Here is a 25203-nt window from a genome sequence, read left to right on the forward strand (position 1 = left end):
TTAGCACTCGATGTGTTAGAGTGCTAAATATAAAAAATAAAATCTCGCCAGTGGCTGGAAATTTTCTAAAGAGAGGTGAGGTCCTTGGTAACAGAACGCCAAAATGAGATTTTAAATCTAATTATTGATATCTTTACCAAGACGCATGAGCCTGTCGGTTCTAAAGCCTTGCAAGAGTCTATCCAGTCTTCGAGTGCCACCATTCGGAATGATATGGCAGCCTTGGAAAAGGAAGGGTTGCTAGAAAAGGCTCATACATCGAGTGGGCGCAAGCCCAGTGTAGCAGGTTTCCAGTATTTTGTCCGTCATTCCTTGACCTTTGATCAGCTGGCGGAAAATGAGCTCTACGAGGTTGTCAAAGCTTTCGACCAAGAATTCTTCAAGCTGGAGGATATCCTGCAGCGGGCAGCGGACGTCTTGGCAGAGTTGAGTGATTGCACGGTTGTAGCTCTTGACGTCGAGCCTAGTCGGCAACGGCTGACGGCTTTTGATATCGTTGTTATTAGCCAGCACGCAGCTTTAGCTGTCTTTACTCTGGATGAGTCCAATACACTGACCAGTCAGTTCATGATTCCTAGGAATTTTCTCCAGGATGACCTACTGCGCTTGAGGGATATGATTCAGGAGCGCTTTTTGGGACAGACGGTCTTAGATATTCACTACAAGATTCGGACGGAGATTCCGCAGATTATCCAGCGTTACTTTACGACGACGGACAATGTTCTCGATCTCTTTGAGCATATTTTTGCTCAGATGTTTTCGGAAAAAGTAGCTGTAGCTGGCAAAGTCCAGTTGCTACGTTTTGCGGATCTTGAGGCTTATCAGTTCTTTGATGATCGTCAGAAGGTGGCTTTTGAAATCCGTGATAGTCTAGCTGAGGATCAGATGCAAAATGTCCGAGTCGCAGCTAGCCAAGAGGACTGTCTGGCCAATCTAACCTTGATTTCCAGTAAATTTTTAATTCCCTATCGGGGCTTTGGTATGCTGGCAGTGGTCGGTCCAGTCAATCTGGATTACCAAAAAGTGGTCAGTCAACTCAATGTTGTCAATCGAGTCTTGACTATGAAACTCACAGATTTCTACCGATATCTGAGTAGCAATCATTATGAGGTGAGTTGAACATGAAATTACATAAATTCCTAAAAAGGAGGCGAAAAATGTCTGAGGAAACAAAAAACGAAGAAGTAAAAGAAGAGGAAGTGGTAGAAGCTGCTGAAGAAGCTGTAGAAACTACAGAAGAAAAGGTAGAAACCGCTAAAGAAGCGGATGAAACTACTCCAGAAAAATCAGAACTAGAACTAGCAAATGAGCGTGCAGAAGACTTTGAAAATAAATACCTTCGCGCTCATGCAGAAATGCAAAATATCCAACGTCGTGCCAATGAAGAGCGCCAACTCTTGCAACGCTATCGTAGCCAAGATTTGGCAAAAGCGATTCTCCCTTCTTTGGACAACCTTGAGCGTGCGCTTGCCGTCGAAGGATTGACAGACGATGTCAAAAAAGGCTTGGAAATGGTACAAGAAAGCCTGATTCATGCTTTGAAAGAAGAAGGAATTGAAGAAATCGCAGCGGACGGAGCATTTGACCATAACTACCATATGGCCATCCAAACTCTCCCAGCAGACGATGAACATCCAGCTGATACTATCGCACAAGTCTTCCAAAAAGGCTACAAACTCCATGACCGCATTCTAAGACCAGCAATGGTGGTTGTTTATAATTAGGCGGTAAGTCAGAAATCTGTGATTTCGTTGACGCACCCCCGCAAGGGTGATTAGGCTGGTCACGAGCGTTTGCGAAGTGAACTGCCAATCAGCTACTGCGTAAACCTTGTCCGAAACGACACTAAACTATGAAGAAAGATAAAAAATTGTTCAGCTTTGCAACAGTGAGCGAAGCGAACCAAAGACGATATTCTTCGCCGTGGCGTTATTTGCGCAAACTTTGAGACTTAGGCTCAAAGTTTAGTCAAAGAGATTGACGAAGTCAAGCTCTGACGGCGCCGCCACCTAAGAAGAGTATTAAAAAGAAAAACAGAAAATAAATTTAAGGAGAAAAACACATGTCTAAAATTATCGGTATTGACTTAGGTACAACAAACTCAGCAGTTGCGGTTCTTGAAGGAACTGAAAGCAAAATCATCGCAAACCCAGAAGGAAACCGCACAACTCCATCTGTAGTGTCATTCAAAAATGGTGAAATCATCGTTGGTGATGCAGCAAAACGTCAAGCAGTAACAAACCCAGATACAGTAATCTCTATCAAATCTAAGATGGGAACTTCTGAAAAAGTTTCTGCAAACGGTAAAGAATACACTCCGCAAGAAATTTCAGCTATGATCCTTCAATACTTGAAAGGCTATGCTGAAGATTACCTTGGTGAAAAAGTAACCAAAGCAGTTATCACAGTTCCAGCTTACTTCAACGACGCTCAACGTCAAGCAACAAAAGATGCTGGTAAAATCGCTGGTCTTGAAGTAGAGCGTATCGTAAACGAACCAACTGCGGCGGCTCTTGCTTACGGTTTGGACAAGACTGACAAAGAAGAAAAAATCTTGGTATTCGACCTTGGTGGTGGTACATTTGACGTATCTATCCTTGAATTGGGTGACGGTGTCTTTGATGTATTGGCAACTGCAGGGGACAACAAACTCGGTGGTGACGACTTTGACCAAAAGATTATCGACCACTTGGTAGCAGAATTCAAGAAAGAAAATGGTATTGACTTGTCTACTGACAAGATGGCAATGCAACGTTTGAAGGATGCGGCTGAAAAAGCTAAGAAAGACCTTTCTGGTGTAACTTCAACACAAATCAGCTTGCCATTCATCACTGCTGGTGAGGCTGGACCTCTTCACTTGGAAATGACTTTAACTCGTGCGAAATTTGACGATTTGACTCGTGACCTTGTAGAACGTACAAAAGTTCCAGTTCGTCAAGCCCTTTCAGACGCAGGTTTGAGCTTGTCAGATATCGACGAAGTGATCCTTGTTGGTGGTTCAACTCGTATCCCAGCCGTTGTAGAAGCTGTGAAGGCTGAAACTGGTAAAGAACCAAACAAATCAGTTAACCCTGATGAAGTGGTTGCCATGGGTGCGGCTATCCAAGGTGGTGTGATCACTGGTGATGTCAAAGATGTTGTCCTTCTTGATGTGACACCATTGTCACTTGGTATCGAAACAATGGGTGGCGTCTTCACAAAACTCATCGATCGCAACACTACTATTCCAACATCTAAATCACAAGTCTTCTCAACTGCAGCGGACAACCAACCAGCCGTTGATATCCACGTTCTTCAAGGTGAACGCCCAATGGCAGCAGATAACAAGACTCTTGGACGTTTCCAATTGACAGATATCCCAGCTGCACCTCGTGGTATCCCACAAATCGAAGTAACCTTTGACATCGATAAGAACGGTATCGTATCTGTTAAGGCCAAAGACCTTGGAACTCAAAAAGAGCAAACAATCGTTATCCAATCTAACTCAGGTTTGACAGACGAAGAGATCGACCGCATGATGAAAGATGCAGAAGCAAACGCTGAAGCAGACAAGAAACGTAAAGAAGAAGTTGATCTTCGTAACGAAGTTGACCAAGCTATCTTTGCGACTGAAAAGACAATCAAGGAAACTGAAGGCAAAGGCTTCGATGCAGAACGTGATGCTGCACAAGCTGCCCTTGATGACCTTAAGAAAGCTCAAGAAGACAACAACTTGGACGAAATGAAAGCAAAACTTGAAGCGTTGAACGAAAAAGCTCAAGCCCTTGCAGTGAAACTCTACGAACAAGCCGCAGCAGCACAACAAGCTCAAGCAGGAGCAGAAGGCGCACAAGCAACAGGAAACGCAGGCGATGACGTCGTAGACGGAGAGTTTACTGAGAAGTAAAATAATTTATAGGAGGGGAGTTTATGCCCACTATTTACACTACTAATGAGTGGAAGGGACACGGAAAGAGTTATTACTGGAATGAATATCGTTTAGAAGGCGATACAGTTGTAAAATATAAGTGTTCTCGCAGTAAATTTTTTGATGGTGATGAAAATGTCTGGAGTGAGGATGAACATGAGATTGAATCTTGGAGTCTTGATGACGATTCTATGCCAGATTGGTTGAGGAACTATCTATAAATTTTTTAACAGAGGTTGCAACCCAGCCTCTGTTTTTCGGTAAAAAGAGTTGGAACGTAAATTTTTGGTCCTTCTTTAAACTAAGTTAGAAAGGAACTGAACCCTATCTAAATCGAGGTTTCGTTCCGCAATATTAACAGAAAGGAACAAGGGTGTTCGTAATTGAACCCGAGCGGAAAGCTTGGAAATTAGATAAACCTCCTAAGAAATCAGGATTTCTTGTCGGTTTCCTAAATTTCAGTCGCTTTCTGTTCGCTCTTGGTATCTTAAATGAACAATACTGAATTTTATGATCGTTTAGGTGTCTCTAAGAATGCTTCTCAGGATGAGATTAAGAGAGCCTATCGGAAATTATCTAAAAAATATCACCCAGATATCAATAAGGAGCCTGGGGCGGAAGATAAATATAAGGAAGTCCAGGAGGCTTATGAAACGCTGAGCGATGAGCAAAAGCGGGCGGCCTATGACCAATATGGCGCGGCGGGTGCCAATGGTGGCTTTGGCGGCGGTGCAGGCGGCTTCGGTGGCTTTGATGGCTCTGGTTTTGGTGGCTTCGAAGATATCTTTTCTAGCTTCTTTGGCGGTGGCGCGACTCGTAATCCAAACGCTCCGCGTCAAGGAGACGATCTCCAGTATCGGGTAAATCTCCGCTTTGAAGAGGCTATTTTCGGTACAGAAAAAGAAGTGAAATACAATCGTGAAGCTAGCTGTCGGACTTGTCATGGTTCAGGTGCTAAGCCAGGAACTAGCCCAGTAACTTGTGGTCGCTGTCACGGCTCTGGTGTTATTAACGTCGATACTCAGACACCACTAGGTATGATGCGTCGTCAAGTAACCTGTGACGTCTGTCATGGTCGCGGACAAGAAATCAAAAGTCCATGTGAAACCTGCCATGGAACAGGACATGAAAAGCAAGCGCATAGCGTTCATGTAAAAATTCCAGCTGGTGTGGAAACAGGTCAACGAGTTCGCTTGGCGGGACAAGGTGAGGCAGGCTTTAATGGCGGTCCTTACGGAGACCTATATGTAGTGGTGAACGTTGAGCCAAGCGATAAATTTGAACGTGACGGTTCTACCATTTACTACAAGCTCAACCTCAACTTTGTGCAAGCAGCTCTGGGTGACAGTGTGGAAATCCCAACTGTCCATGGAAATGTTGAACTGACAATCCCAGAAGGAACCCAGACGGGCAAACGTTTCCGTCTGCGTGGCAAGGGAGCACCAAATCTGCGCGATGGAAGTGTAGGTGACCAATATGTCACTGTCAATGTCGTAACGCCGACAGGCCTCAATGACCGTCAAAAGGCGGCTCTTAAGGATTTTGCGGCAGCTGGAGACATCACAGTGAGCCCTAAGAAGAAAGGCTTCTTTGATAAGATGAAAGATGTCTTTGAAGGGGAATAAAGAGGGAAAAGAGAGACTATCTCTCTTTTTTTGTACTATTTTTAGAGATTTAATCTCTATTTATAGGACAAGATAGAATGAATTGACAAGGCAAGCTCGCGCAAGGTAGAATGATTTTAAGTGAATCTTTCTTTTTTTATGCAAAAGTGTAAGCGATTACCTTTTGAAAGGAGCGACCAGGGAGGAGGCAGCAAGTGCACGAAAAAAGAAAAGAAGAGAAGGAGTTAAGGTAAAAATGCAATTTGATAAGAAACAAAGATTTAGTATCCGTAAGTTGAGTTTAGGCGTTTGCTCTGTTTTGGTCGGAATAGCGCTGTTTGGAGCTGGTCATGCTTTAGCAGAAGAAACTAGCCCAGCAGCCTCACAAGCTACTACTAGCGTCCTTGCCAAGGAGGAAGCTCAGACAGAAGTGGCAACTGAAGAGACGAAAGTCAGTGAAGCACCTGTCGAGGCTGTCCAAGGTCTGGCGACAGAAGCTGAAAAGCAAGCTCTTGCTTCTGAGACTCCAGTAGCTGAGAGCAAGGAAGTAACGGCTGGCAAGGAAAAAGAAGTCAAGGAAGAAGCACCTGCCAGCAAAGAGACAAAAGTCGTAGAGGACTTACCAAGTCAAGAAGATAAAAAGCTCAAACCCAAAGAAATCAAGTTTGATACTTGGCAAGAACTGCTTGACTGGAAGCCAGGAGCTCGTGAAGATGATGAAATCAACCGGGCTAGCGTGCCTCTGGCTGAGCGTTATCAGGGACACCAAATCAACCAACAAGCCAATCCAGAAGCGAAAGTACAGGCTCTGTCTAATATGAACTCTAAAGCTAAGGATCATGCTTCTATTGGTGGGGAAGAATTCAAGGCCTATGCTTTCGATTACTGGCAATATTTGCATTCTATGGTGTACTGGGATGGTTTAGTTCCGACGCCAGATGTTATTGATGCGGCCCATAGAAATGGTGTGCCAATCTACGGGACTCTCTTCTTCAATTGGTCGTCAAGTGCTAAGGATCAAGAACGTTTTGCAGAAGCCTTGAAAGAAGATTCTGAAGGCTCAAAGACCTTCCCAATTGCCCGTAAATTAGTCGAATTGGCTAAATATTATGGCTATGATGGCTATTTTATCAACCAGGAAACGACAGGTAGCCAAGTAGAGCCACTTGGTCCCAAAATGCGTGACTTCTTGCTCTATACCAAAGAGTACGCACGTTCTTTGAATTACCCCGTTAAATATTCTTGGTATGATGCCATGACCTACGAATATGGTCGCTACCATGAAAATGCCCTTGGCGAATATAATTATCAATTTATGCAGCCTAAAGATGGAGAAAATCCAGTGGACACCTTCTTTGCCAATTTTAACTGGGGCAAGGCAGAGACAGACTATTCCATCAGTACGGCAAAATGGATCAAACGGGATCCTTACGATGTTTTGGCGGGGATAGAGCTGCAAAAGGGTGGTTCTTACAAGACTAATGTGGACTGGGATGCGATTTTGGATGAAAATGGCAAACTTCGTCTGTCTCTAGGTCTATATGCGCCTGATACGATCACTGGTTTAGGTAAGACGGGTGAGGGCTACCATACTCATGAAAACTACTTCTGGACAGGCTTCCAAGGCGATCCTAGCAAGGGCAAACCAGCAGACCAATCTTGGTATGGAATGTCCAACTTGGTGGTTGATAAAACAGCTATCACCAAGCCTGATTTTAATACTTCCTTTAATACAGGACACGGAAAACGTTGGTTTGTAGATGGGAAAGTCTCAAAAGACGGCGAGTGGAACTATCGTTCTGTGTCTGGTTTCTTGCCGACTTGGCGTTGGTGGATCCGACATGCGGAAGGCAGTGCACCGCTCAAAGGACGCTATGACTTTGACGAAGCCTACAACGGCGGAAATTCACTGGCTTTTGAGGGTGACTTGGCTGCAAACAGCAACCAGAATGTCATGCTCTACTCGACCAAGATTCCAGTTAGTGACAAGACCAAGCTGACCCTGACCCATAAGGGTGGCCAAGGAACAAGCACTTGGGTGGCACTTGCGACGAAGCCAGACTATTCTGAGTACGAGTGGAAAGAACTCAGTCCGAGCAAGGACTGGAAGACAGAGACCTTTGACTTATCTTCATTAGCTGGTAAAACCATTTATGGCGTGAAAATGTACTTCGACCATGACAAGGATGTCAAGGACTATAAGTTTAACCTAGGTCAATTGTCCATCTATTCTAATCAAGAGAAGCCAGCTGCACCAAAAGATGTGGTGGTCAAGGCTAAGCGTCTTCAAAATGCGCAGGAAGCAGAAGCTTTACTACAGTTTAAAGGCAGTGCAGATGCGGATTACTACGAAATCTACGAGAAAGACGGCGACCAATGGCGTCTAGTGGCAGGAACCTCTAGCACATCCGCTTATTTGGCTAAAGTGAGCCGTTCAGCTAGTGCCAAGGGCAGCAAGCAAGAGTTGAAAGTCGTTGCAGTAGGAAAGAATGGTTTGCGTTCAGATGCTGGGACAGTTGACTTTGACTGGGGGATGCAGGTTTCTGATACAAGCTTGCCAAAACCTTTGGCAGAAAATGTGGTGTTGGGTGCAAAAGTAATTGGTACAACCTTCTCTGATGCGGATGGTAGCGAAGGCGTCGAAGGAATGCTGAATGGCACCATTACCAGTTTGTCAGACAAGTGGTCTTCCGCCCAACTTAGTGGTACGGTAGATATTCGTTTGACTCAGCCTCGGACAGTGACTCGCTGGGTTATGGAGCATGCTGGTGCAGGCGGAGAGTCTGTTGACGACGGCAAGATGAATACACGCGACTTTGACCTGTATTATAAGGATGAGGCGGGCGAGTGGAAATTAGCCAAGGCCGTTCGTGGCAATAAAGATCATGTGTCAGATATCGTTTTGGATAAGCCAATTCGAGCACAAGACTGGCGTTTGGATGTCATTACAGCCGACAATGGAACTCCGTGGCGGGCAATCCGAATCTACAACTGGAAGATGTATGAAAGTTTGGATACGGAAACAGTTAACGTGCCGATGAAAGATGCTGCTGCGCGTGTTCTTGGAAATGGATATGTCCAAGTAGGCTTCAAAGATGTACCAGCTAAGACGACGGTATCCCTCTATGACAGCAGCGATGCGACAAAACCGATTGCAACTATGACGGCGGACAAAGACGGCAATCTCATCTTCAAACCACTTGCTTTTGCTAAACTCCCTAGCCTCTTGTATTACCGCTCACAAGTAGCTGGTAAAGATATTAGTAATGTACTAGCTATTGAAGTGCCTAAAGAAGACAAGGAAATTTCGAAGGTTGAGCTTGAAACAGCGCCAGAAAGAAAAGTCTATCGTCAAGGAGATGCTCTGTCTCTGAAAGGTGGTACAATTCGTGTCAGCTTTAAGGATGGCCAGCCAGACCAATTGGTTCAACTTTCAAACAGTGGGGTGGAAGTGACGGGCTATGATCCATCTAAGCTAGGAGAGCAGCATTTGCAACTGTCCTATCTGGGACAAAAACTGGATCAAGTGCTGACGGTCTTTGTCGTTAGTCATAGCGAAGCAGGCGAGAAGACTCCTGTAGGCCTAGAAGTAATCGAAAAACCTAAGACAGACTATATCGTGGGAGAAAGCCTTGAGACTACAGGAGGACGTTTCCGTCTGGTCTTTGATGATGAAACGACCGAAGAGCATACTTTTGATGAAGCAGGTGTGCAAGTCTCAGGCTATGATAGTCACAAAGAAGGCCGTCAAACTATTTCGGTCAACTATCGTGGTGTGACGACAACGTACGATGTCTTTGTATCACCAAAACCAACCTTGAACGATGAATATCTGAAGCAAAAGCTAGCAGAAACAGCGAGTGTTCAAAACAAGGTTGACTTTAGCTTTGCGACTCCAGAAGTCAAAGAAGCCTTGCTCAAGGAAATTGCATCTGCTGAGCAAATTCTAAAAGACCACGATACGAGCACGCAGGACCAAGTCGATGAAAGTCTAGCAAAACTGACTCAGGCATTTAAGGCTCTGGATGGACGCAAGAATTTTGCGGACAAGACGGCTGAATTGGATACTTTAAGCAAAGAAGCGCAGACCTTGCTGGAACAAAAACCAAACCATCCGTCAGGCGACGCTCTCCTCAGCTTGTTGAGCAAGAATAAAGACTTGTTGGCTTCAGCTGAAGTGACACCAGCCTCACTTGAAACTGCCAAGGCCTCTCTGCAAGAGCTCATTGCCCAGCTTCAGGAAGATAAGCCAGCTGTATTTGTAGATGAATCTACAGGTGTGGAAGTTCAATTCTCAAACAAGGAGTTAACTCCAATCAAGGGCTTGAAAGTAGCAGTTGTTGAGCCAAATGCTGCCGAAAAAGAAACCTTGGATGGTAGACTTGGTAAGGTTTATGATGTGGCAGGAGTGGACAAAGACGGGCACAACGTTGCTACTCAGCACACTAGTCTGGTTAAAATCCCTGTAGAAGCTGGCAAGGAAGTCGAGCAAGTTCTTTCCTTTGTAGACAATCAGCCAGGCCAGCCTCTTGACTTTGAGCGTGTCGGTGATACAGTTGTCTTCACAGCGTCTCACCTTGCTCACTATGCTGTGATTTACAAGGCTGAAAAGAGTGATTTGCCAGGGCAAGATAATCCAGCAGAAACTCCAAAACCAAGTCAACCACAGGGACCAGAAACTAATCAGCCAGCAGGGGAAAATAAACCAGCAACTGAGGGACAAAAACCAGAGCTAGGTCAGACAAAACCAAGTGATGAAGTCGAAAAACTAGAGCTAGGTCAAATAAAACCAAGTGTTGAAGCTGAAAAATCTGAAAGAGGTCAGAAAGCGCAAGAACCACTGGCACATTCTAAGGAATCAGGCTTGGCAACAGCTTCACCAGAGCAAGCAGAGGCTCCTAAGACAGCTCAACTTCCGAAGACAGCTACATCTACTAGCCTTTTGGCTACTGTATCAGGACTTTTAGCCCTCGTTGCTAGCTGGCTTCTATTCACACGAAAAAAAGAAGACCAATAATTTAGCGCTTTTGTCCAGTTTAGAAAAGTAAGCTTGACAAATCGTTAATCTTAGATTAAGTTAAATGTTCTTGCCCTGAAAGGAAGCTAGAGTTTCCTCTTGGCAGCGGTGGCAGGAAAACTTGGAGAAGACTATTCAGTCTTCTCTTTTTTGATTTTGGTGGCTTATCTAGCTTGCCTCAGGCTTTCAAACGAGATGAATAGAGCAAAATAGCTAGGCAATTTTGACATCTGTTTTAGTAACGATTTACCTTATAAAAATATGGCTCTAGATTTAATCTATTTGTCATTTAACTATAGAATCTCGCGGAGACAATATTGATGAAAGGTAGGGGATACACTATAATAGAAGAAGAAACCGCTTGCATAAAGAGGCGGAACATTTTAAAAGGAGATTTTATGATGATCTTTAATAGAAAGCAACGTTTTTCTATTCGGAAACTTTCAATCGGGGCAGCATCTGTCTTAGTCGGCTTTTGTTTGGCAGGACAAGTCGTTTCAGCTGACGAGGTACAAGCAGCACCTACAAGTCTTGTAGCTACGACAGGACCGGCTGTAGCCAGTGCGGGAGAAGGGGGGCAGGAAGTTGCTCCTGTGGAAGCCCAGGCTAGCAGCGAAGCCTTGCCAGAAGCAGTTGCTGAAAATAGTGAGGAAGTTAAGCCTCAAGCTGTGGCAGCAGAGGCTCCAGCAGAAAAACCAGTAACAGAGGAGCCAAAACTAGAAACAGTCGCTGAAAAATCAGTGACTACAACAGAAAGTGCTTCCATAAATTCTGATGAGTCAAAGGCAACTCTTCCTAGTGAAACTCCTAAAACGGAGAAAGCTAGTCAGGTCGATGAAAAGCTGGCTATGCGGAAAATGGTTTCGATTGATGCAGGCCGTAAGTATTTTAGCCCTGAGCAACTGAAGGAAATCGTAGACAAGGCGAAACGCTTTGGCTTCACGGACATGCATTTGCTGGTGGGGAATGATGGCCTACGCTTCCAATTGGATGATATGTCCTTGACTGTTGGTGATAAGACTTATGCCAGTGAGGATGTCAAGAAAGCCATTGAAAAAGGAACCAATGCGTATTACAATGATCCAAATGGCAATCACTTGACGCAAGCTCAAATGACGGACTTGATTGACTATGCTAAAAAGCAAGGTATCGGTCTCGTTCCGACCATCAATAGCCCTGGTCACATGGATGCTATCTTGCATGCTATGAAGGAGTTGGGAATTAAAAATCCAAACTTTAACTACTTTGGCAAGGAATCTGCACGGACAGTTGACTTAAATAATCAGACAGCTATTGATTTCACCAAGGCTTTGATTGACAAATATGCAGGCTATTTTGCAGGGAAGACGGACATTTTCAATATTGGTTTGGACGAGTATGCCAATGATGCAACCAATGCTAAGGGATGGCAGGTTCTACAAGCAGACAAGTACTATCCAGGAGAAGGTTATCCAGAAAAGGGCTACGAAAAATTCATCACTTATGCCAATGACCTAGCTAAAATTGTTAAGAGTCATGGCTTGAAGCCAATGGCCTTTAATGACGGTATTTACTATAATTCTGACCAAACTTTTGGCGAATTTGACAAGGATATTATTGTTTCTTACTGGACTGGTGGCTGGGGTGGCTATGATGTAGCTTCTTCTAAACTTTTGTCTGAAAAAGGCCACCAAATCTTGAATACCAATGATGCTTGGTATTATGTCTTGGGGCGCAATGCGGATGGCCAAGGCTGGTACAATTTGGATCAAGGCTTGAAAGGAATTGCCTCCACTCCAATTACCAGCGTTCCTAAATCAGAGGGGGCAGATATTCCGATTATGGGAGGCATGGTAGCTGCTTGGGCTGATGAGCCTTCTGCTCGTTTTTCTGCATCCCGACTCTATAAATTGATGCGTCGCTTTGCGGATCGCAATGCAGAATATTTTGCGGCCAATTACCAAGATGCAGCTGCAGAATTAAAAGCTATTCCAAGTGACTTAGCAGCTAAATATACAGAGGAAAGTATTGCTCGACTCAAGGAAGCTGAAAAAGCGGTCAGAGCCTTGGATGAAAACCTGAGCCGCGCGCAACAAGACACCATCAATCAGGCTGTTGCTGAGCTAAAAGCGGCCCGTGAAAATCTCAAACCAACAGAAGCTTACCAAAAGATTTTGGACAAGCAAGCAGCCCGTGAAAAAGTAGCTAAGAGCAAGGTCATTTCCATTGATGCAGGCCGTAAATACTTCTCGCTAGATCAGCTTAAGAGAATTGTCGACAAGGCTAGTGAGTTGGGCTACTCTGATTTGCACTTGCTGGTCGGAAATGACGGTATGCGCTTCATGCTGGACGATATGACCATTGAGGCCAATGGGAAGACTTACCAGAGTGACCAAGTCAAGGAAGCTATCACTGAAGGTACTAAGTCCTACTACGATGATCCAAATGGCAATGCTCTGAGCCAGAAAGAAATGGATGAGTTGATCAGCTATGCCAAACAAAAGGGAATCGGGGTGATTCCAGCGCTCAATAGCCCTGGTCATATGGACGCTCTTTTGGTGGCTATGGAAAAATTAGGCATTCAGAACCCGCAGGCTTATTTTGACAATCTTTCTAAGACCACTATGGACTTGGAAAATGAAGAAGCAAAAGCTTTCACCAAAGCCTTGATTGGCAAGTACATGGATTACTTTGCAGGAAAATCAAAGATTTTCAACTATGGTACAGATGAGTATGCCAACGATGCGACCAATGCTCAGGGTTGGTATTATCTGAAATACTACAACCTCTATGGCAAGTTTGCAGAATATGCCAACACGCTTGCTGCTATGGCTAAAGAGCGAGGCCTTCAGCCAATGGCCTTCAACGATGGCTTCTACTATGAAGACAAGGATGATGTTGAGTTTGACAAGGATGTCTTGATCTCTTACTGGTCTAAGGGATGGTGGGGTTACAACCTTGCATCACCTCAGTATCTAGCAAGCAAGGGCTATAAATTCCTCAATACCAATGGGGACTGGTACTATATCTTAGGGCAAAAACCGGAAGATGGTGGTGGTTTCTTACAGAAAGCACTTGAAAATACTGAAAAGACACCATTTAACCAACTAGCGTCTACCAAGTATCCAGAAGTATCTCTCCCAACAGTCGGCAGCATGCTTGCTGTCTGGGCAGATAGACCACAGGCTGAGTACAAGGAAGAAGAGATTTTCAAATTGATGACTGCATTTGCTGATCACAATAAAGATTACTTCAAGGCCAACTATGAGTCTATCCGAGATGAATTGGCCAAGGTTCCTAGCGATTTGAGCATCTATACGCCAGAGTCTGTTGCTAGTCTGAAGGCTGCCCAAGATGATATCGACTGGGAATTGAATCGAAATAAACAGGCTGAGGTAGATAAACTGGTCGCTAAACTTCGAGCTGCGCGTGAAAATCTGAAGCCACTTAGCCACAATGGCAGCACAGCTCAGGATGAGAAAGCTGCTTTAGTTGAAGATAAGCCATATCTGGATATCCAAACAGAAGAGCTTGCTTTTGAGACAAAAGAAATATTGAATCCAGAGCTTGAAAAAGGCCAACGAAAAGTTGTTCAGACAGGAAGCAAGGGCGAAAAAATGAATCTAGTGGAAGTATCTGCGCTAGATGGCAGCCGAAAGGTTGTTGAGTCTTCCGTTTCTAAAGCACCAGTGGATGAGCTAGTAGAAGTGGGCACTAAAGAAACGAAACCTAGTCTTGGTCAAATCGAAGTGCCGATCGTTCAGCCTGCTCCATCAGTGACTCCTCTTGCCAAAGATAAGCCAGCTGAGCGCCCAGTAACCCCAGCAACTCCAACTGATTCAGCGCCTTCAGCAGAGCAGAAAGTAGCTGAGACAAAGGTTGCTAAATCTTCAGAGGTAGCTGTTTCTAAGGCTGCTAAACTTCCTCAAACTGGGACATCATCAGCTTGGACGATGACTTTACTAGGCACTGTCTTGGCCTTCCTAGGCTTAGTTGGAAGCAAGAAAAAGGAGCAATAATCCTTCTGACGGATTATCTATGATCTACCATTCGGGCTTGGCGTGTTAAATAGCTGAGCCCGATTGTACTTGGTTTAGCAAGTAGGATTTCCCTATATCGGTTTAGGAAAATGCGATAAGGATTCTGAAAGGAGCAAGAAATGACAGAATTTCAAGACTTTATCAAGCAAGTTTTCAAGGAGCAATATGAGGCTTCTTTTGGGGCAGCTAGGCTTGAAGAACTTGAGCCCAAAGATTATTATCTGACACGTGAAGAGGAAGGGCGCTTAATTGCCTTGCTCCATGCCCATCAAGTGTTGGAAAATATCCATATCAAGGCCTTAGTAGTAGATAAGGAACATCAGAAAAAGGGCTTGGGAGCTAGTCTGCTGGCAGAATTAGAAGAAAAGGCTGAGAAAGCGGGAGTCAGTAGCATCACCTTGTCCACCAAATCTTATCAGGCCAGGGATTTTTACGTCAAGCAAGGCTATGAAATCTATGCCAGTCTGGAAGATGTACCCCAAAGAGGTGTGACTAAATACCACTTCATCAAGTGGTTAAAGTGAGCTATTCTCAATAGATAGAAGTCAATTTGGCTTCTGTTTTTTAATAGTTATTTGCATACATTCGGTATGTATGTTAAAATAAAGTTTAAGAAAAGGAGAACAAATGATTACCAGTTTATACCCCGTTTTAATGAGCGAAGATGTCCATCAAGCGGCACAATTTTTTATTGAGCATTTCCAATTTCAGGAAACCTTCCGTTCAGATTGGTATATTAGTTTAAAGAATATCAAGAGTGGTTTTGAGCTTGCTTTTATTGATAGTAAGCATGGGACAGTGCCACAAGCTTACCAGTCTAAGGCGAGTGGCCTAATCATCAATATCGAAGTTGACAATGTGGATTGTCTTTATGAAGAATTGCGTCAGCAAGGAGAAATGGAGTTCCTTCTTCCCATTAAGAGTGAAGATTTTGGTCAGCGCCATTTCATTGTGAAAGCGCCGGGTTCTGTTTTGGTTGATGTCATTCAAGTCATTCCACCTAGTGCTGAGTTTGCGGCAAATTATTTGGAGAGTGAAGATGAATAAAAAGCAGCAGGCTTCTCTAGAGACAAGCAAGAAAATATTAGCTATCGCACGGAAACATTTTTCTTTAAAGGGCTATGCAGAAACTTCCTTGGAAGAAATTGTAGATGAGTTGGGAATGACAAGAGGCGCACTTTATCATCATTTCGGGAATAAGAAAACTTTATTTACCGCCGTACTAGCACAAATTCAATTCGAACTGGGATCTTATGTAGAAAAAAACGCCCTGGAAGCACACGATTCTTGGGAGCAGTTGATGGAAGGCTGTGTTGCTTTTGTTCGTTTTGCGACCTTGACCGAAAATAAACGTATTCTCCTGCTTGATGGTCCCAATGTCGTTGAGTGGAAAGAGTGGCGTCGTCAGGACGAGGCTAATTCTTTCTTTCATTTGAGAGAACAATTAGACATTTTATCTAAAGAAGGAAGACTTATCTCTATTAATCTGGATATGGCAGCTCATATGATTTCAGGTGCCTTGAATGAATTGTCTCTTTTTCTGGCTGAGAAAGAGGAAGAAGCAGAAGTCAGAGAAGCAGTGAAAAGTCTGTTAAGGGGATTTAAAAATCATGGCGAAAAAGGTTAAAGATTATTATGATTTGGTTTATGCGGAGGACTTGAGCCGTCGCCTGCAAGAAGTCACAGATAAGTTTGAAGCTCAGCATTTTATGTCTCTAGTTGAAAGCGACTTAGAGGCTTTGGAATTTACTCAGCGTCAAGAGCTTTTGGCAAAGAGTATCAAAGAATGCTTGCCGCTTTCTTATGCTGATTCTCTGAAGGTTTTTGAGCAGATACTTGGTCCGGAGTTAGAGGGCGGCCTGGGGATGTTCTCAGAGGGGTACTGGTTGTGGCCGATTGGCAAATACGTAGAATTTTACGGAGGTCAGGAATTTGATCTGAGTGCAGCCTTCAGTAAGGAATTAACCAAGCGATTTACTGGAGAATTTTCTATGCGGCCCTTACTGGCCAATTTTCCTAAAGCTACGATGGATTTACTGTTAGAGTGGAGTAAAGACGAGAATATGCGCGTCCGTAGATTAGCCAGCGAGTGTATGCGAATCCGTCTGCCTTGGGCTAAGAAGCAGACTGTGGTCTTAGATTATTTTGATGAATTTACCGCTATTTTAAGGAATCTAAAGGATAATGCGGATAAATCAATCAGAAAAAGTGTCGCGAATAACCTGAATGATTTATATAAAGAAGATCCTGAAAAGTTTGAGTGTATCATTCAAGCTTGGCAAAAGGAAGAATTGAGTCCGAGTTGCGCTTGGATTATCAAGCATGCTTCGCGAACAAAAAATAAAGCAGAAAAATAAGCTTTGCTAGTCTAGCAAAGCTTATTTTTTAGTTGTCTTCATCTGGTGTAAGCACCATCGGAATGATAATCGGTTCGCGCTCGGTGCTTTCGTAGAGGAAAGGCCGCAAGGCGTTGACGATAGCGCCGCTGACAGATTGGACGCTGGCATCTTTATTCTTAAGGGCAATGCGAATAGCATTGAAGAGGATGCGCTGGCTTTGGCGAATGAGATCACCTGATTCGCGCATGTAGATAAAGCCACGGCTGAGAATATCTGGGCCAGCCAAAATCATCTGGGACTCGAAGTCAACCGTTGCGACAGCCAGTACCACACCGTCTTCTGACAGGTCTTTACGATCGCGCAGGACAGCGGCTCCGATTTCACCAATGCGGTTCCCATCAACATAAATATCCTGAGCGTTGAAGCTGCCGGCAATACGAGCTGAGTCAGCTGTCAGAGCCAGTACATCACCATTGCTCATGATGAAGATATTGTCTTTTGGTACTCCAGTATCAACGGCTAGACCTGCATGGACTTTCTGCATACGGTATTCACCATGGACTGGCATGAAATATTTAGGCTTGATCAAGCGGAGCATGAGTTTCTGCTCTTGCTGACCACCGTGTCCAGAGGTGTGGATGTTGTTAATCTTACCGTGAATCACTTCTACACCAGCTTCGGAAATGATGTTAATCAGCTTGTTCACGCTGGTCGTATTACCAGGGATAGGGCTAGATGAGAAGATGACTGTATCTCCAGGCTGGAGCTGAACCTGACGGTGGGTACCATTGGCAATCCGAGACAGGGCTGCCATCGGCTCACCCTGACTTCCGGTACACATAATCAGCACTTCGCCAGCTGGATAGTCCTTGAGTTCATTTGGCTCGATAAAGGTATCTTTGGGAACCTTGATGTAGCCCAGCTCAATCCCGTTGACAATAGCCTTTTCCATAGAGCGGCCAAAGACCGCAATCTTACGTCCAGTCTTGACAGCAGCCTCAGCAGCTTGCTGGAGGCGGAAGATGTTTGAAGCAAAGGAAGCGAAAATAATCCGTCCATGAATGCCTTCGATGATCTTCATGATAGACTGCCCAACTACTTTTTCGGAATTGGTGAAGGTCGGAACTTCAGCATTGGTCGAGTCAGACAGGAGGCAGAGGACGCCTTCCTCGCCCAGAGCGGCCATGCGGTGCAAATCAGCTGGCTCACCGACTGGTGTAAAGTCAAATTTGAAGTCACCGGTACAGACAATCTTGCCTTGTGGCGTATGAATGACAATCCCCAAAGGTTCTGGAATAGAGTGGGTTGTGCGGAAGAAGGTCGCCTTCAGATTTTTAAAGGTCAACTCTGTATTTTGATTGATTTCATAGAGCTTGGCATCACGCAAAAGTCCATGCTCTTCTAGCTTGCCCCGAATGAGAGCCAGAGCCAAAGGGCCAGCATAGATGGGAACATTGGCTTGCTTGAGCAGGAAAGGAATGCCGCCGATATGGTCCTCGTGCCCGTGGGTGATGAGGACAGCTTTCACGCGGTCAATATTTTCTACGATATAAGAGTAGTCGGGAATGACATAGTCAATTCCTAACAGGTCGTCTTCTGGGAACTTGATGCCGGCATCCACGATAATGATTTCATCTTGATACTCAATTCCGTAGGTGTTTTTACCGATTTCGCCCAGACCGCCGATGGCGAAAACACCAACTTCTTCTTTCTTTAAGTTATATGCCATAGGTTACAACTCCGTCAATTCGAAGGCGCCTGACTCTTTTTCGTACTCCAAATGTTTGTCAGACAAGAGTTCGATAAATTCAATATTGTAAGGAGTCTTTTCTTCGACCAATTTGCGGGCTTTGATGCGACCTTCTAATTCATCGGTTGCTTCTATATCTAAGCAAAGGGCACGTGTTTGTTCACGGCGTGGGCTGCGTTCTTTTGTTTCTTGATAAAAAATTTTGTAAATCATTTTGTTTCCTTCCATTTTTCACGATCAAGCTACAGAAAACGACAGCTAATCAGCTGTTTTCTTTTATTCAGTTTTATGAGTAGTAGATTGACCTTGATTCGATATAATTCTAACCAATTATATCATAAAACCAGCTTTTAGTAAAAGACATAGCCGAGAAAATCTTGTGGAGATTTTCAGAAAAGCCTTTGAGGACAATCTGGGTAACCAAATGACTGCCTCTCTCTACCCTTGTCGCTGCTTTTATAGTATAATAAGAAGCAAACACTCGAGTAAGGAAGAACATGATGAAAATTTTAGCGATGGATACGTCAAATAAGGCTCTGTCTCTAGCGATTTTAGAGAATGAGGAGCTCTTGGGGCGGGTGACGCTCAATATCAAGAAAAATCATAGCATTACCCTTATGCCAGCTATTGATTTTCTGATGAATAGCCTGGATATGAAGCCGACGGATTTGGATCGGATCGTGGTGGCGCAGGGGCCGGGCAGTTACACAGGTCTGAGAATTGCGGTGGCGACAGCCAAGACTCTAGCCCATACCCTCAAGATTGAGCTGGTCGGTGTGTCTAGTTTGCTGGCTTTAGTCCCAGAGCAGGTGGAAGGCTTGGTCATTCCCATCATGGATGCCCGCCGCAACAATGTCTATGCTGGCTTTTACCAGTCGGGTCAGGCTGTGCGGTCGGAAGCTCACCTGCCTTTGGCAGAGGTTTTGGAAATGGCTGGCGCTACTAATCAGCCAGTTACTTTTGTCGGAGAGACCGCAGCTTTTGCGGAGCAGATCAAAGATGCTCTTCCTCAGGCTGCCATTCAGTCAACTTTGCCAGATGCCGCAGCTATTGGTCGTCTCGGTCTAGACTTGCCAGCCCAGTCCATTCATGACTTTGTTCCTAACTATCTCAAGCGGGTAGAAGCCGAGGAAAATTGGCTCAAGACCCACCAGGAATCCAGCGATTCTTACATTCAGCGCCTATGATTAAGTTGAGAAAATGGAGCGCCAACTCGGGTCTGGACGCGGCAGTTCTGGCAGAAGAGCTGGAACAGCTCTTATTTGCAGTCTATGAGGTCAGTCCTTGGACAGCGAGCCAAGTGGAAGAAGTTCTGCGCTCGGATGTGAATAGCTGTGCGCTAGCAGAAGATGAAAGTAAGCTGGTCGGTTTTTTAGTCTGGCAGGAGACAGACTTTGAAGCAGAAGTTCTGCAGATTGCTGTATTGCCTAGCTATCAGGGGCAGAAAATCGCGACAGCCTTGTTTGACTTTTTGCCAGTAGGCAAAGAAATTTTCCTCGAAGTGAGGGAGTCCAACAAGCCAGCTCTGCTATTTTACAAAAAAGAAAAATTTGAAGAAATCGCGCGGCGGAGGTCCTACTACCATGCGCCGGTGGAAGATGCGATTATCATGAAAAGAGAGATCCATGAAAGATAGATATATTTTAGCTTTTGAGACGTCTTGTGACGAGACCAGTGTGGCGGTTCTGAAGAATGAGACGGAGCTTTTGAGCAATGTTATTGCCAGCCAGATTGAGAGCCACAAGCGTTTTGGCGGAGTGGTACCGGAAGTTGCCAGCCGCCACCATGTGGAAGTCATTACGGTTTGCATTGAGGAGGCCTTGGCAGAAGCGGGGATTAGTGAGGAGCAAGTGACAGCAGTGGCCGTTACCTATGGTCCTGGTCTGGTTGGGGCGCTTTTAGTCGGTTTGGCAGCGGCCAAGTCCTTTGCCTGGGCTCATGATATTCCCCTGATTCCAGTCAATCATATGGCTGGGCACCTGATGGCAGCCCAGAGTGTGGAGCCCTTGGAATTTCCCTTGTTGGCTCTCTTGGTTAGCGGCGGCCATACTGAGTTGGTCTATGTCAGTCAGGCTGGTGATTATAAGATTGTGGGTGAAACTCGCGATGATGCGGTCGGTGAAGCCTATGATAAGGTCGGTCGAGTCATGGGCCTGACCTATCCAGCAGGCCGAGAGATTGATCAGCTGGCTCATGAGGGGCAGGACATTTATAATTTTCCGCGGGCCATGATCAAGGAAGACAATCTGGAATTTTCTTTTTCCGGTCTCAAGTCGGCCTTTATCAATCTGCACCACAATGCCCAGCAAAAAGGAGAGATTTTGTCTAATCAAGACTTGTCTGCTAGCTTTCAGGCGGCGGTCATGGATATTCTCATGGCCAAGACTAAAAAGGCACTGGAGAAATATCCAGTCAAGACCCTGGTCGTGGCGGGCGGTGTTGCGGCCAATCAAGGCCTGAGAGAGCGCTTGGCAGCTGAGATTCAGGATGTCAAGGTGATTATTCCGCCACTGCGCCTCTGCGGTGACAATGCTGGTATGATTGCCTATGCCAGTGTCAGTGAGTGGAATAAGGAAAATTTTGCCAGTCTGGATCTGAATGCTAAGCCGAGTCTGGCTTTTGAAACGATGGAGTAAAGGAGAAGAATGCGCGGACAGACATTTAAACAGGGTGCAAAAGCAGCTGTGCCAACAGCTCTGGGCTATATTGGGATTGGCTTGGCCTGCGGCATCATGGCGGCGCCTTATATGAATCCCTTGGAGATGGGGCTGATGAGTATTCTGGTTTATGCAGGCAGTGCCCAGTTTGCCATGATTGGCTTATTTGCCCAGCAGGCGCCGGTCTTGGCTATCGCACTGACCGTTTTTCTGATAAATATTCGGCATCTTTTGCTCTGTCTGCATGCCTCAACCCTTTTTCGTAAGTCTAGCTTGGCTCAGAATATTGTCATTGGCTCTTTTTTGACGGACGAATCTTATGGGGTCTTGATGGGAGAGCAGGTGCATACAGAAGAGATTGCGGCTAGCTGGATGATGGGTAACAATTTCATGAGTTATGCTTCTTGGATTTTGGGTACTATTTTAGGAACTGCCCTCGGCGCCCTTCTGCCCAATCCTGAGAGCTTTGGCCTGGACTTTGCCCTGGTCGCCATGTTTATTGGTATTTTCTCTTCTCAGTTTACAATCATGCTGCGACGGGTCAAGATAAAGAAGCTCTTTTTGGTCTTAGGTGTGGTGGGCCTTGCCTACTTGATCCTGACCATGCTGCTTCAAAATTCGCTAGCGGTGCTTTTTGCAACCTTGCTCGGCTGTACAGTGGGGGTGATTTTAGATGATAAGTAAGTATATTTTACTGGCCATTCTTTTGTCGGCTCTGGTCACTTGGATGCCGCGGGTTTTACCCTTTATCCTAGTCAAGTACAAGGGACTTCCGCCTATGGTAGAGCGTTTCCTCAAATATCTGCCAGTTTCCATCATCTTTGCCCTCATCCTGTCCAGTGTCACCAATGCTAAAACAGGCCAGTTACCAAGTTTTAAATGGTTGGATTTGCTGGCCGTTTTTCCGACGACTTATGTAGCTTTTAAGTATAAGAACTTAATTGCAACTGTTGTATTTGGTGTAGTCTTGGTGGCCTTGCTACGCTATTTGGCTGGATTTCTTGGGTTGTAAAGAGATACAAGACAGATTGAATCGGTTGATTCGGTCTGTTTTTTTTTTGCCGAATTCTAAGAATTATCTGAAAATATAATATTTTATGCTATAATGGAAGCAATCAAAATCATGGAGGTTCGGAAATGGCAGAAGCAGGGCATAAATTTTTAGCAAAGTTAGGAAAGAAACGCCTTCGTCCCGGTGGTAAGCTGGCAACCGACTGGCTGATTGAGCAGGGGCAGTTTTCCAGCGATAAGAAAGTTCTAGAGGTTGCTTGCAATATGGGAACCACAACAATCGAGCTGGCTAAAAGATATGGCTGCCAGATTACTGCAGTTGATTTGGATAAGGCTGCGCTGGCTCAGGCTAAGCTTAATGGAGACAAAGCTGGTGTGAGTGAACTCGTCACATTTGAGCAGGCTAATGCTATGAAGCTACCTTATGCTGACAATTCTTTTGATATCGTTATCAATGAAGCTATGCTAACCATGCAGACGGATAAGGGGAAGGCCAAATGTATGGAGGAGTACTACCGGGTGCTGAAGCCAGGCGGAGTGCTCCTTACCCACGATGTTATGCTCAAGCAAAAAGATGAGAATGTCCGAGAAGAGCTATCTCGTGCGATTAACGTCAATGTTGGTCCGCTGACAGAAGGCTCTTGGATTCAGCTGGCGCGTTCTCACGCTTTTGACCGTGTGGACACCTTTGTCGGCGAAATGACCTTGATGAGCCTTCGAGGGATGATATATGACGAAGGACTGGGCGGCACACTGAAAATCTGCTTTAATGCCCTCAAGAAAGAAAATTACGGCCAATTTATGAAGATGTTTAAGATGTTCCAAAAGAATCAAGAAAAACTGGGCTTCATAGCCATGGTTTCTCGCAAATAAATACTAGCTACTTTGGAAAATTTAAAGTGATTTAAAAAATTTCATAAAAAGCTTGACTCTGCCCTAAGGTCAGGGCTTATACTATAAGGGCAAGGAGGTTTTTTATGTATCATATCAAAGAAGCTGCGCAGCTTTCGGGTGTCTCTGTCAAAACCCTACATCACTACGACAAAATCGGTCTTTTGGTCCCTCAAAAATCAGAAAATGGTTATCGGACATACTGCCAAGCTGATCTAGAGCGGCTACAGGTCATCCTTTACTATAAGTATCTGGGCTTTTCCTTGGAGAAAATAGCAGAGCTACTGAGTCAGGACGATCAGACCTTATTGCCGCATCTGGTGAGGCAGTTGGAATATTTGCAGCAGGAAAGAGACCGCTTGGATACCTTGATTTCCACCTTGCGAAAAACCATCCAAGAAGAAAAAGGAGAAAGAAAGATGACAATGAAAGAAAAATTCGCAGGCTTTACCTACGAAGACAATCAAAAATACCACCAAAAGGCTGTAGAGGAATATGGTCAAGAAGTCATGTCGGAAGCACTGACTCGTCAAAATGGACGGGAAGAAGAATCTGCCGCAGCCTTCAATCAAGTTTTTCAAAGTCTGGCAGAGAATATGCAGCAAGCCTTGCCAGTTGAGGCAGCAGAAAATCAAGAACAGGCAGCTCAACTCTTGCAGGCCATCCGTACTTATGGCTTTGACTGCTCTATTGAGGTGTTCGGTCATATCGGTAAAGGATACGTCTACAATCCAGAGTTTAAGGAAAATATCGACAAATTTGGTTCAGGCACAGCCCAGTACACATCAGATGTGATTGCAGCTTACGTTCGGACAAATGCAGAATAAATGAGAGTGGGACAGAAATCAGGAATTCGTTAGACTTCGATTTCGTCGTCCCACCTCCGCACAGTTGAGTAAGGCTGTAAAAGCTGATGAAATCAGCGTAGTAGAGCCCACTCAACCACTGCGTCTTGCTCGACAATCCAAAGACAATTGAGAGGCTAGGACTTTTGTCCCAGCCTCATTTTTTACTTCAAATCATAAAGCCAATTGTCGCCATCTTTATAGTAAAAGAATTCACTTAAATCGTCTTCTAGAAAAACGCGAAGCATGTCAGACATATCCTCAGTTGCAAGTTTCAGATGAGACAGATTTCCCAAGTCTTCCCACCAGACCTTTCCTTCATCAGAGGATTGCAGCACACCGGAATAATGCTCTGTCTTGTAGAGCAGGACGACATAACGGTAATCCTTGTCATCATACCAATCCTTGATGCCACAAAGTTGGGGTTTGGATATGGTCAGTCCAGTTTCTTCTTTGACTTCTCTGATAACTGCCTCGGTAAAAGATTCCCCGCGCTCTACATGCCCACCGGGAAAGGTAATACCGGGCCAGTCGGGACTAACTCGGTCTTGGACCAGAACTTTTTCTCCGTCATAAATCATACACATGTTGACGAATTCGACTGTTTCGCATCTGTTCATCTTGTTCTCCTATTTTGTTAGTAACTTTTCCACTACGTTTAACTTTCTCATGGTCAGATCCACGCCAAACAATTTTTCAAGATAGTTAGTATTGAGCTTTTTTCGTTTTGCAGTTCTAGGAAGATAGAGGTAGAGACAGTGATCGCCTACACAAATTTCTTCTTCACCGTAGTCAGCTTTCAATTTTTCTAGTGGCAGACTTTGGATAAGTCCTTGATAAAGAATCACATGTACACGATCATGAAGATAGTCTTCTCTAAATGGATTCTCGTGAACAATCTTTTCAAAATCGTTCTTATTCTTGATAACCATTTTTAAGTCGGCCCCAATTTTTTCCTTTATCAGAGTATGAACGCGTTCTCGTATTTCTTCTAAATCTAAGTCACTTTCAAGAATGATATTCCCGCTTTGAATATAGGTTCGAACGTGTTGAAAACCAGCTTCTGTCAAAATATCTACCAAATAAGACATTTTCGGAATAGCATTCTTTCCATTAGGAGTAACACCTCTTAGTAAAATAATATGTTCCAAAAGACTTCCTTT

The 25203-nt window shown here is 44.6% G+C and carries 22 protein-coding genes; 18 read left to right on the forward strand and 4 right to left on the reverse strand.

Going from position 1 to position 25203, the window contains the following annotated elements; genetic code table 11:
- The first annotated feature begins 84 nt into the window (after nucleotides 1–84).
- From hrcA to PAN94_RS08205, 11 genes are all read left to right on the forward strand, one after another.
- On the forward strand, nucleotides 85–1119 hold the full coding sequence (gene hrcA / locus PAN94_RS08155; protein WP_061910670.1) for a heat-inducible transcriptional repressor HrcA: 1035 nt from the start codon (nucleotides 85–87) through the stop codon (nucleotides 1117–1119).
- Between the two features lie 38 nt (nucleotides 1120–1157).
- Nucleotides 1158–1724 (forward strand): nucleotide exchange factor GrpE, encoded by a 567-nt coding sequence (gene grpE / locus PAN94_RS08160; protein WP_285875444.1) that lies wholly within the window; start codon nucleotides 1158–1160, stop codon nucleotides 1722–1724.
- A gap of 338 nt (nucleotides 1725–2062) precedes the next feature.
- Entirely contained in the window at nucleotides 2063–3886 is a 1824-nt protein-coding gene (dnaK, locus tag PAN94_RS08165) for a molecular chaperone DnaK (RefSeq protein ID WP_285875445.1), read from the forward strand.
- A gap of 23 nt (nucleotides 3887–3909) precedes the next feature.
- Nucleotides 3910–4128 (forward strand): hypothetical protein, encoded by a 219-nt coding sequence (locus PAN94_RS08170; RefSeq protein WP_285875446.1) that lies wholly within the window; start codon nucleotides 3910–3912, stop codon nucleotides 4126–4128.
- A gap of 270 nt (nucleotides 4129–4398) precedes the next feature.
- Nucleotides 4399–5532 carry a molecular chaperone DnaJ gene (dnaJ, locus tag PAN94_RS08175; protein ID WP_045497925.1) on the forward strand — a complete coding sequence of 378 codons (1134 nt, stop codon included), beginning with the start codon at nucleotides 4399–4401 and terminating at the stop codon, nucleotides 5530–5532.
- 235 nt (nucleotides 5533–5767) lie between these two features.
- Nucleotides 5768–10528: an endo-beta-N-acetylglucosaminidase gene (locus PAN94_RS08180; protein WP_285875447.1), complete on the forward strand. Its 4761-nt coding sequence runs from the start codon at nucleotides 5768–5770 to the stop codon at nucleotides 10526–10528.
- A 401-nt stretch (nucleotides 10529–10929) separates the two neighbouring features.
- Nucleotides 10930–14526, forward strand: coding sequence for an LPXTG-anchored beta-N-acetylhexosaminidase StrH (strH, locus tag PAN94_RS08185; protein WP_285875492.1), 3597 nt, complete (start codon nucleotides 10930–10932; stop codon nucleotides 14524–14526).
- Nucleotides 14527–14666: 140 nt separating this feature from the next.
- Nucleotides 14667–15071: a GNAT family N-acetyltransferase gene (locus PAN94_RS08190; RefSeq protein ID WP_187421753.1), complete on the forward strand. Its 405-nt coding sequence runs from the start codon at nucleotides 14667–14669 to the stop codon at nucleotides 15069–15071.
- Between the two features lie 103 nt (nucleotides 15072–15174).
- Entirely contained in the window at nucleotides 15175–15594 is a 420-nt protein-coding gene (locus PAN94_RS08195) for a VOC family protein (RefSeq protein WP_187421752.1), read from the forward strand.
- A complete protein-coding gene (locus PAN94_RS08200; RefSeq protein WP_187421751.1) occupies nucleotides 15587–16174 on the forward strand; it encodes a TetR/AcrR family transcriptional regulator in 588 nt (195 codons plus the stop codon). Before PAN94_RS08195 ends, PAN94_RS08200 begins: the two co-directional genes overlap by 8 nt.
- Nucleotides 16158–16904 (forward strand): DNA alkylation repair protein, encoded by a 747-nt coding sequence (locus PAN94_RS08205; RefSeq protein WP_239192584.1) that lies wholly within the window; start codon nucleotides 16158–16160, stop codon nucleotides 16902–16904. The genes PAN94_RS08200 and PAN94_RS08205 overlap by 17 nt, the downstream gene beginning before the upstream one ends.
- Before the next feature lie 28 nt (nucleotides 16905–16932).
- On the opposite strand, the gene rnjA is transcribed toward PAN94_RS08205, so the two are convergent.
- Together rnjA and PAN94_RS08215 are read right to left on the reverse strand one after the other, a co-directional pair.
- Complete coding sequence (gene rnjA, locus PAN94_RS08210; RefSeq protein WP_125371596.1) at nucleotides 16933–18615, reverse strand: ribonuclease J1; 1683 nt, start codon at nucleotides 18613–18615, stop codon at nucleotides 16933–16935.
- 3 nt (nucleotides 18616–18618) lie between these two features.
- Nucleotides 18619–18849 (reverse strand): DNA-dependent RNA polymerase subunit epsilon, encoded by a 231-nt coding sequence (locus PAN94_RS08215; RefSeq protein ID WP_285875448.1) that lies wholly within the window; start codon nucleotides 18847–18849, stop codon nucleotides 18619–18621.
- Nucleotides 18850–19136: 287 nt separating this feature from the next.
- Between PAN94_RS08215 and tsaB the strand changes: the two genes are divergently transcribed.
- From tsaB to PAN94_RS08250, 7 genes are all read left to right on the forward strand, one after another.
- Nucleotides 19137–19823 carry a tRNA (adenosine(37)-N6)-threonylcarbamoyltransferase complex dimerization subunit type 1 TsaB gene (gene tsaB, locus PAN94_RS08220; protein WP_285875494.1) on the forward strand — a complete coding sequence of 229 codons (687 nt, stop codon included), beginning with the start codon at nucleotides 19137–19139 and terminating at the stop codon, nucleotides 19821–19823.
- A complete protein-coding gene (rimI, locus tag PAN94_RS08225; protein WP_285875449.1) occupies nucleotides 19820–20272 on the forward strand; it encodes a ribosomal protein S18-alanine N-acetyltransferase in 453 nt (150 codons plus the stop codon). The genes tsaB and rimI overlap by 4 nt, the downstream gene beginning before the upstream one ends.
- Nucleotides 20262–21272 (forward strand): tRNA (adenosine(37)-N6)-threonylcarbamoyltransferase complex transferase subunit TsaD, encoded by a 1011-nt coding sequence (gene tsaD / locus PAN94_RS08230; RefSeq protein ID WP_285875450.1) that lies wholly within the window; start codon nucleotides 20262–20264, stop codon nucleotides 21270–21272. The genes rimI and tsaD overlap by 11 nt, the downstream gene beginning before the upstream one ends.
- 9 nt (nucleotides 21273–21281) lie before the next feature.
- Nucleotides 21282–21977 carry an AzlC family ABC transporter permease gene (locus tag PAN94_RS08235; protein ID WP_285875451.1) on the forward strand — a complete coding sequence of 232 codons (696 nt, stop codon included), beginning with the start codon at nucleotides 21282–21284 and terminating at the stop codon, nucleotides 21975–21977.
- Nucleotides 21967–22305: an AzlD domain-containing protein gene (locus tag PAN94_RS08240; protein ID WP_285875452.1), complete on the forward strand. Its 339-nt coding sequence runs from the start codon at nucleotides 21967–21969 to the stop codon at nucleotides 22303–22305. Before PAN94_RS08235 ends, PAN94_RS08240 begins: the two co-directional genes overlap by 11 nt.
- Nucleotides 22306–22430: 125 nt before the next feature.
- Nucleotides 22431–23177 (forward strand): class I SAM-dependent methyltransferase, encoded by a 747-nt coding sequence (locus tag PAN94_RS08245; protein WP_285875453.1) that lies wholly within the window; start codon nucleotides 22431–22433, stop codon nucleotides 23175–23177.
- 104 nt (nucleotides 23178–23281) lie between these two features.
- The gene (locus PAN94_RS08250; protein WP_285875454.1) at nucleotides 23282–24022 is read left to right on the forward strand and encodes a MerR family transcriptional regulator; all 741 of its coding nucleotides are present in this window, start codon (nucleotides 23282–23284) and stop codon (nucleotides 24020–24022) included.
- Between the two features lie 182 nt (nucleotides 24023–24204).
- Here the strand turns inward: PAN94_RS08250 and PAN94_RS08255 are convergent, their stop codons facing one another.
- Both PAN94_RS08255 and PAN94_RS08260 read right to left on the reverse strand, forming a co-directional pair.
- A complete protein-coding gene (locus PAN94_RS08255) occupies nucleotides 24205–24660 on the reverse strand; it encodes an 8-oxo-dGTP diphosphatase (protein WP_285875455.1) in 456 nt (151 codons plus the stop codon).
- A 9-nt stretch (nucleotides 24661–24669) separates the two neighbouring features.
- Nucleotides 24670–25191 carry a DUF1697 domain-containing protein gene (locus PAN94_RS08260; protein ID WP_149556213.1) on the reverse strand — a complete coding sequence of 174 codons (522 nt, stop codon included), beginning with the start codon at nucleotides 25189–25191 and terminating at the stop codon, nucleotides 24670–24672.
- Between the last annotated feature and the right edge of the window lie 12 nt (nucleotides 25192–25203).

Origin of the sequence: Streptococcus sp. SC1, assembly GCF_030272855.1 — a bacterium.
In the GTDB taxonomy this organism is placed as follows: domain Bacteria; phylum Bacillota; class Bacilli; order Lactobacillales; family Streptococcaceae; genus Streptococcus.

Excerpts from the sequence above, each read along its gene's own strand:
- grpE (WP_285875444.1), top strand. The coding sequence starts at position 1,158 with ATGTCTGAGGAAACAAAAAACGAAGAAGTAAAAGAAGAGGAAGTGGTA.
- dnaK (WP_285875445.1), top strand. The coding sequence starts at position 2,063 with ATGTCTAAAATTATCGGTATTGACTTAGGTACAACAAACTCAGCAGTT.
- PAN94_RS08170 (WP_285875446.1), top strand. The coding sequence starts at position 3,910 with ATGCCCACTATTTACACTACTAATGAGTGGAAGGGACACGGAAAGAGT.
- dnaJ (WP_045497925.1), top strand. The coding sequence starts at position 4,399 with ATGAACAATACTGAATTTTATGATCGTTTAGGTGTCTCTAAGAATGCT.
- PAN94_RS08180 (WP_285875447.1), top strand. The coding sequence starts at position 5,768 with ATGCAATTTGATAAGAAACAAAGATTTAGTATCCGTAAGTTGAGTTTA.
- strH (WP_285875492.1), top strand. The coding sequence starts at position 10,930 with ATGATCTTTAATAGAAAGCAACGTTTTTCTATTCGGAAACTTTCAATC.
- PAN94_RS08190 (WP_187421753.1), top strand. The coding sequence starts at position 14,667 with ATGACAGAATTTCAAGACTTTATCAAGCAAGTTTTCAAGGAGCAATAT.
- PAN94_RS08195 (WP_187421752.1), top strand. The coding sequence starts at position 15,175 with ATGATTACCAGTTTATACCCCGTTTTAATGAGCGAAGATGTCCATCAA.
- PAN94_RS08200 (WP_187421751.1), top strand. The coding sequence starts at position 15,587 with ATGAATAAAAAGCAGCAGGCTTCTCTAGAGACAAGCAAGAAAATATTA.
- PAN94_RS08205 (WP_239192584.1), top strand. The coding sequence starts at position 16,158 with ATGGCGAAAAAGGTTAAAGATTATTATGATTTGGTTTATGCGGAGGAC.
- rnjA (WP_125371596.1), bottom strand. The coding sequence starts at position 18,615 with ATGGCATATAACTTAAAGAAAGAAGAAGTTGGTGTTTTCGCCATCGGC.
- PAN94_RS08215 (WP_285875448.1), bottom strand. The coding sequence starts at position 18,849 with ATGATTTACAAAATTTTTTATCAAGAAACAAAAGAACGCAGCCCACGC.
- tsaB (WP_285875494.1), top strand. The coding sequence starts at position 19,137 with ATGAAAATTTTAGCGATGGATACGTCAAATAAGGCTCTGTCTCTAGCG.
- rimI (WP_285875449.1), top strand. The coding sequence starts at position 19,820 with ATGATTAAGTTGAGAAAATGGAGCGCCAACTCGGGTCTGGACGCGGCA.
- tsaD (WP_285875450.1), top strand. The coding sequence starts at position 20,262 with ATGAAAGATAGATATATTTTAGCTTTTGAGACGTCTTGTGACGAGACC.
- PAN94_RS08235 (WP_285875451.1), top strand. The coding sequence starts at position 21,282 with ATGCGCGGACAGACATTTAAACAGGGTGCAAAAGCAGCTGTGCCAACA.
- PAN94_RS08240 (WP_285875452.1), top strand. The coding sequence starts at position 21,967 with ATGATAAGTAAGTATATTTTACTGGCCATTCTTTTGTCGGCTCTGGTC.
- PAN94_RS08245 (WP_285875453.1), top strand. The coding sequence starts at position 22,431 with ATGGCAGAAGCAGGGCATAAATTTTTAGCAAAGTTAGGAAAGAAACGC.
- PAN94_RS08250 (WP_285875454.1), top strand. The coding sequence starts at position 23,282 with ATGTATCATATCAAAGAAGCTGCGCAGCTTTCGGGTGTCTCTGTCAAA.
- PAN94_RS08255 (WP_285875455.1), bottom strand. The coding sequence starts at position 24,660 with ATGAACAGATGCGAAACAGTCGAATTCGTCAACATGTGTATGATTTAT.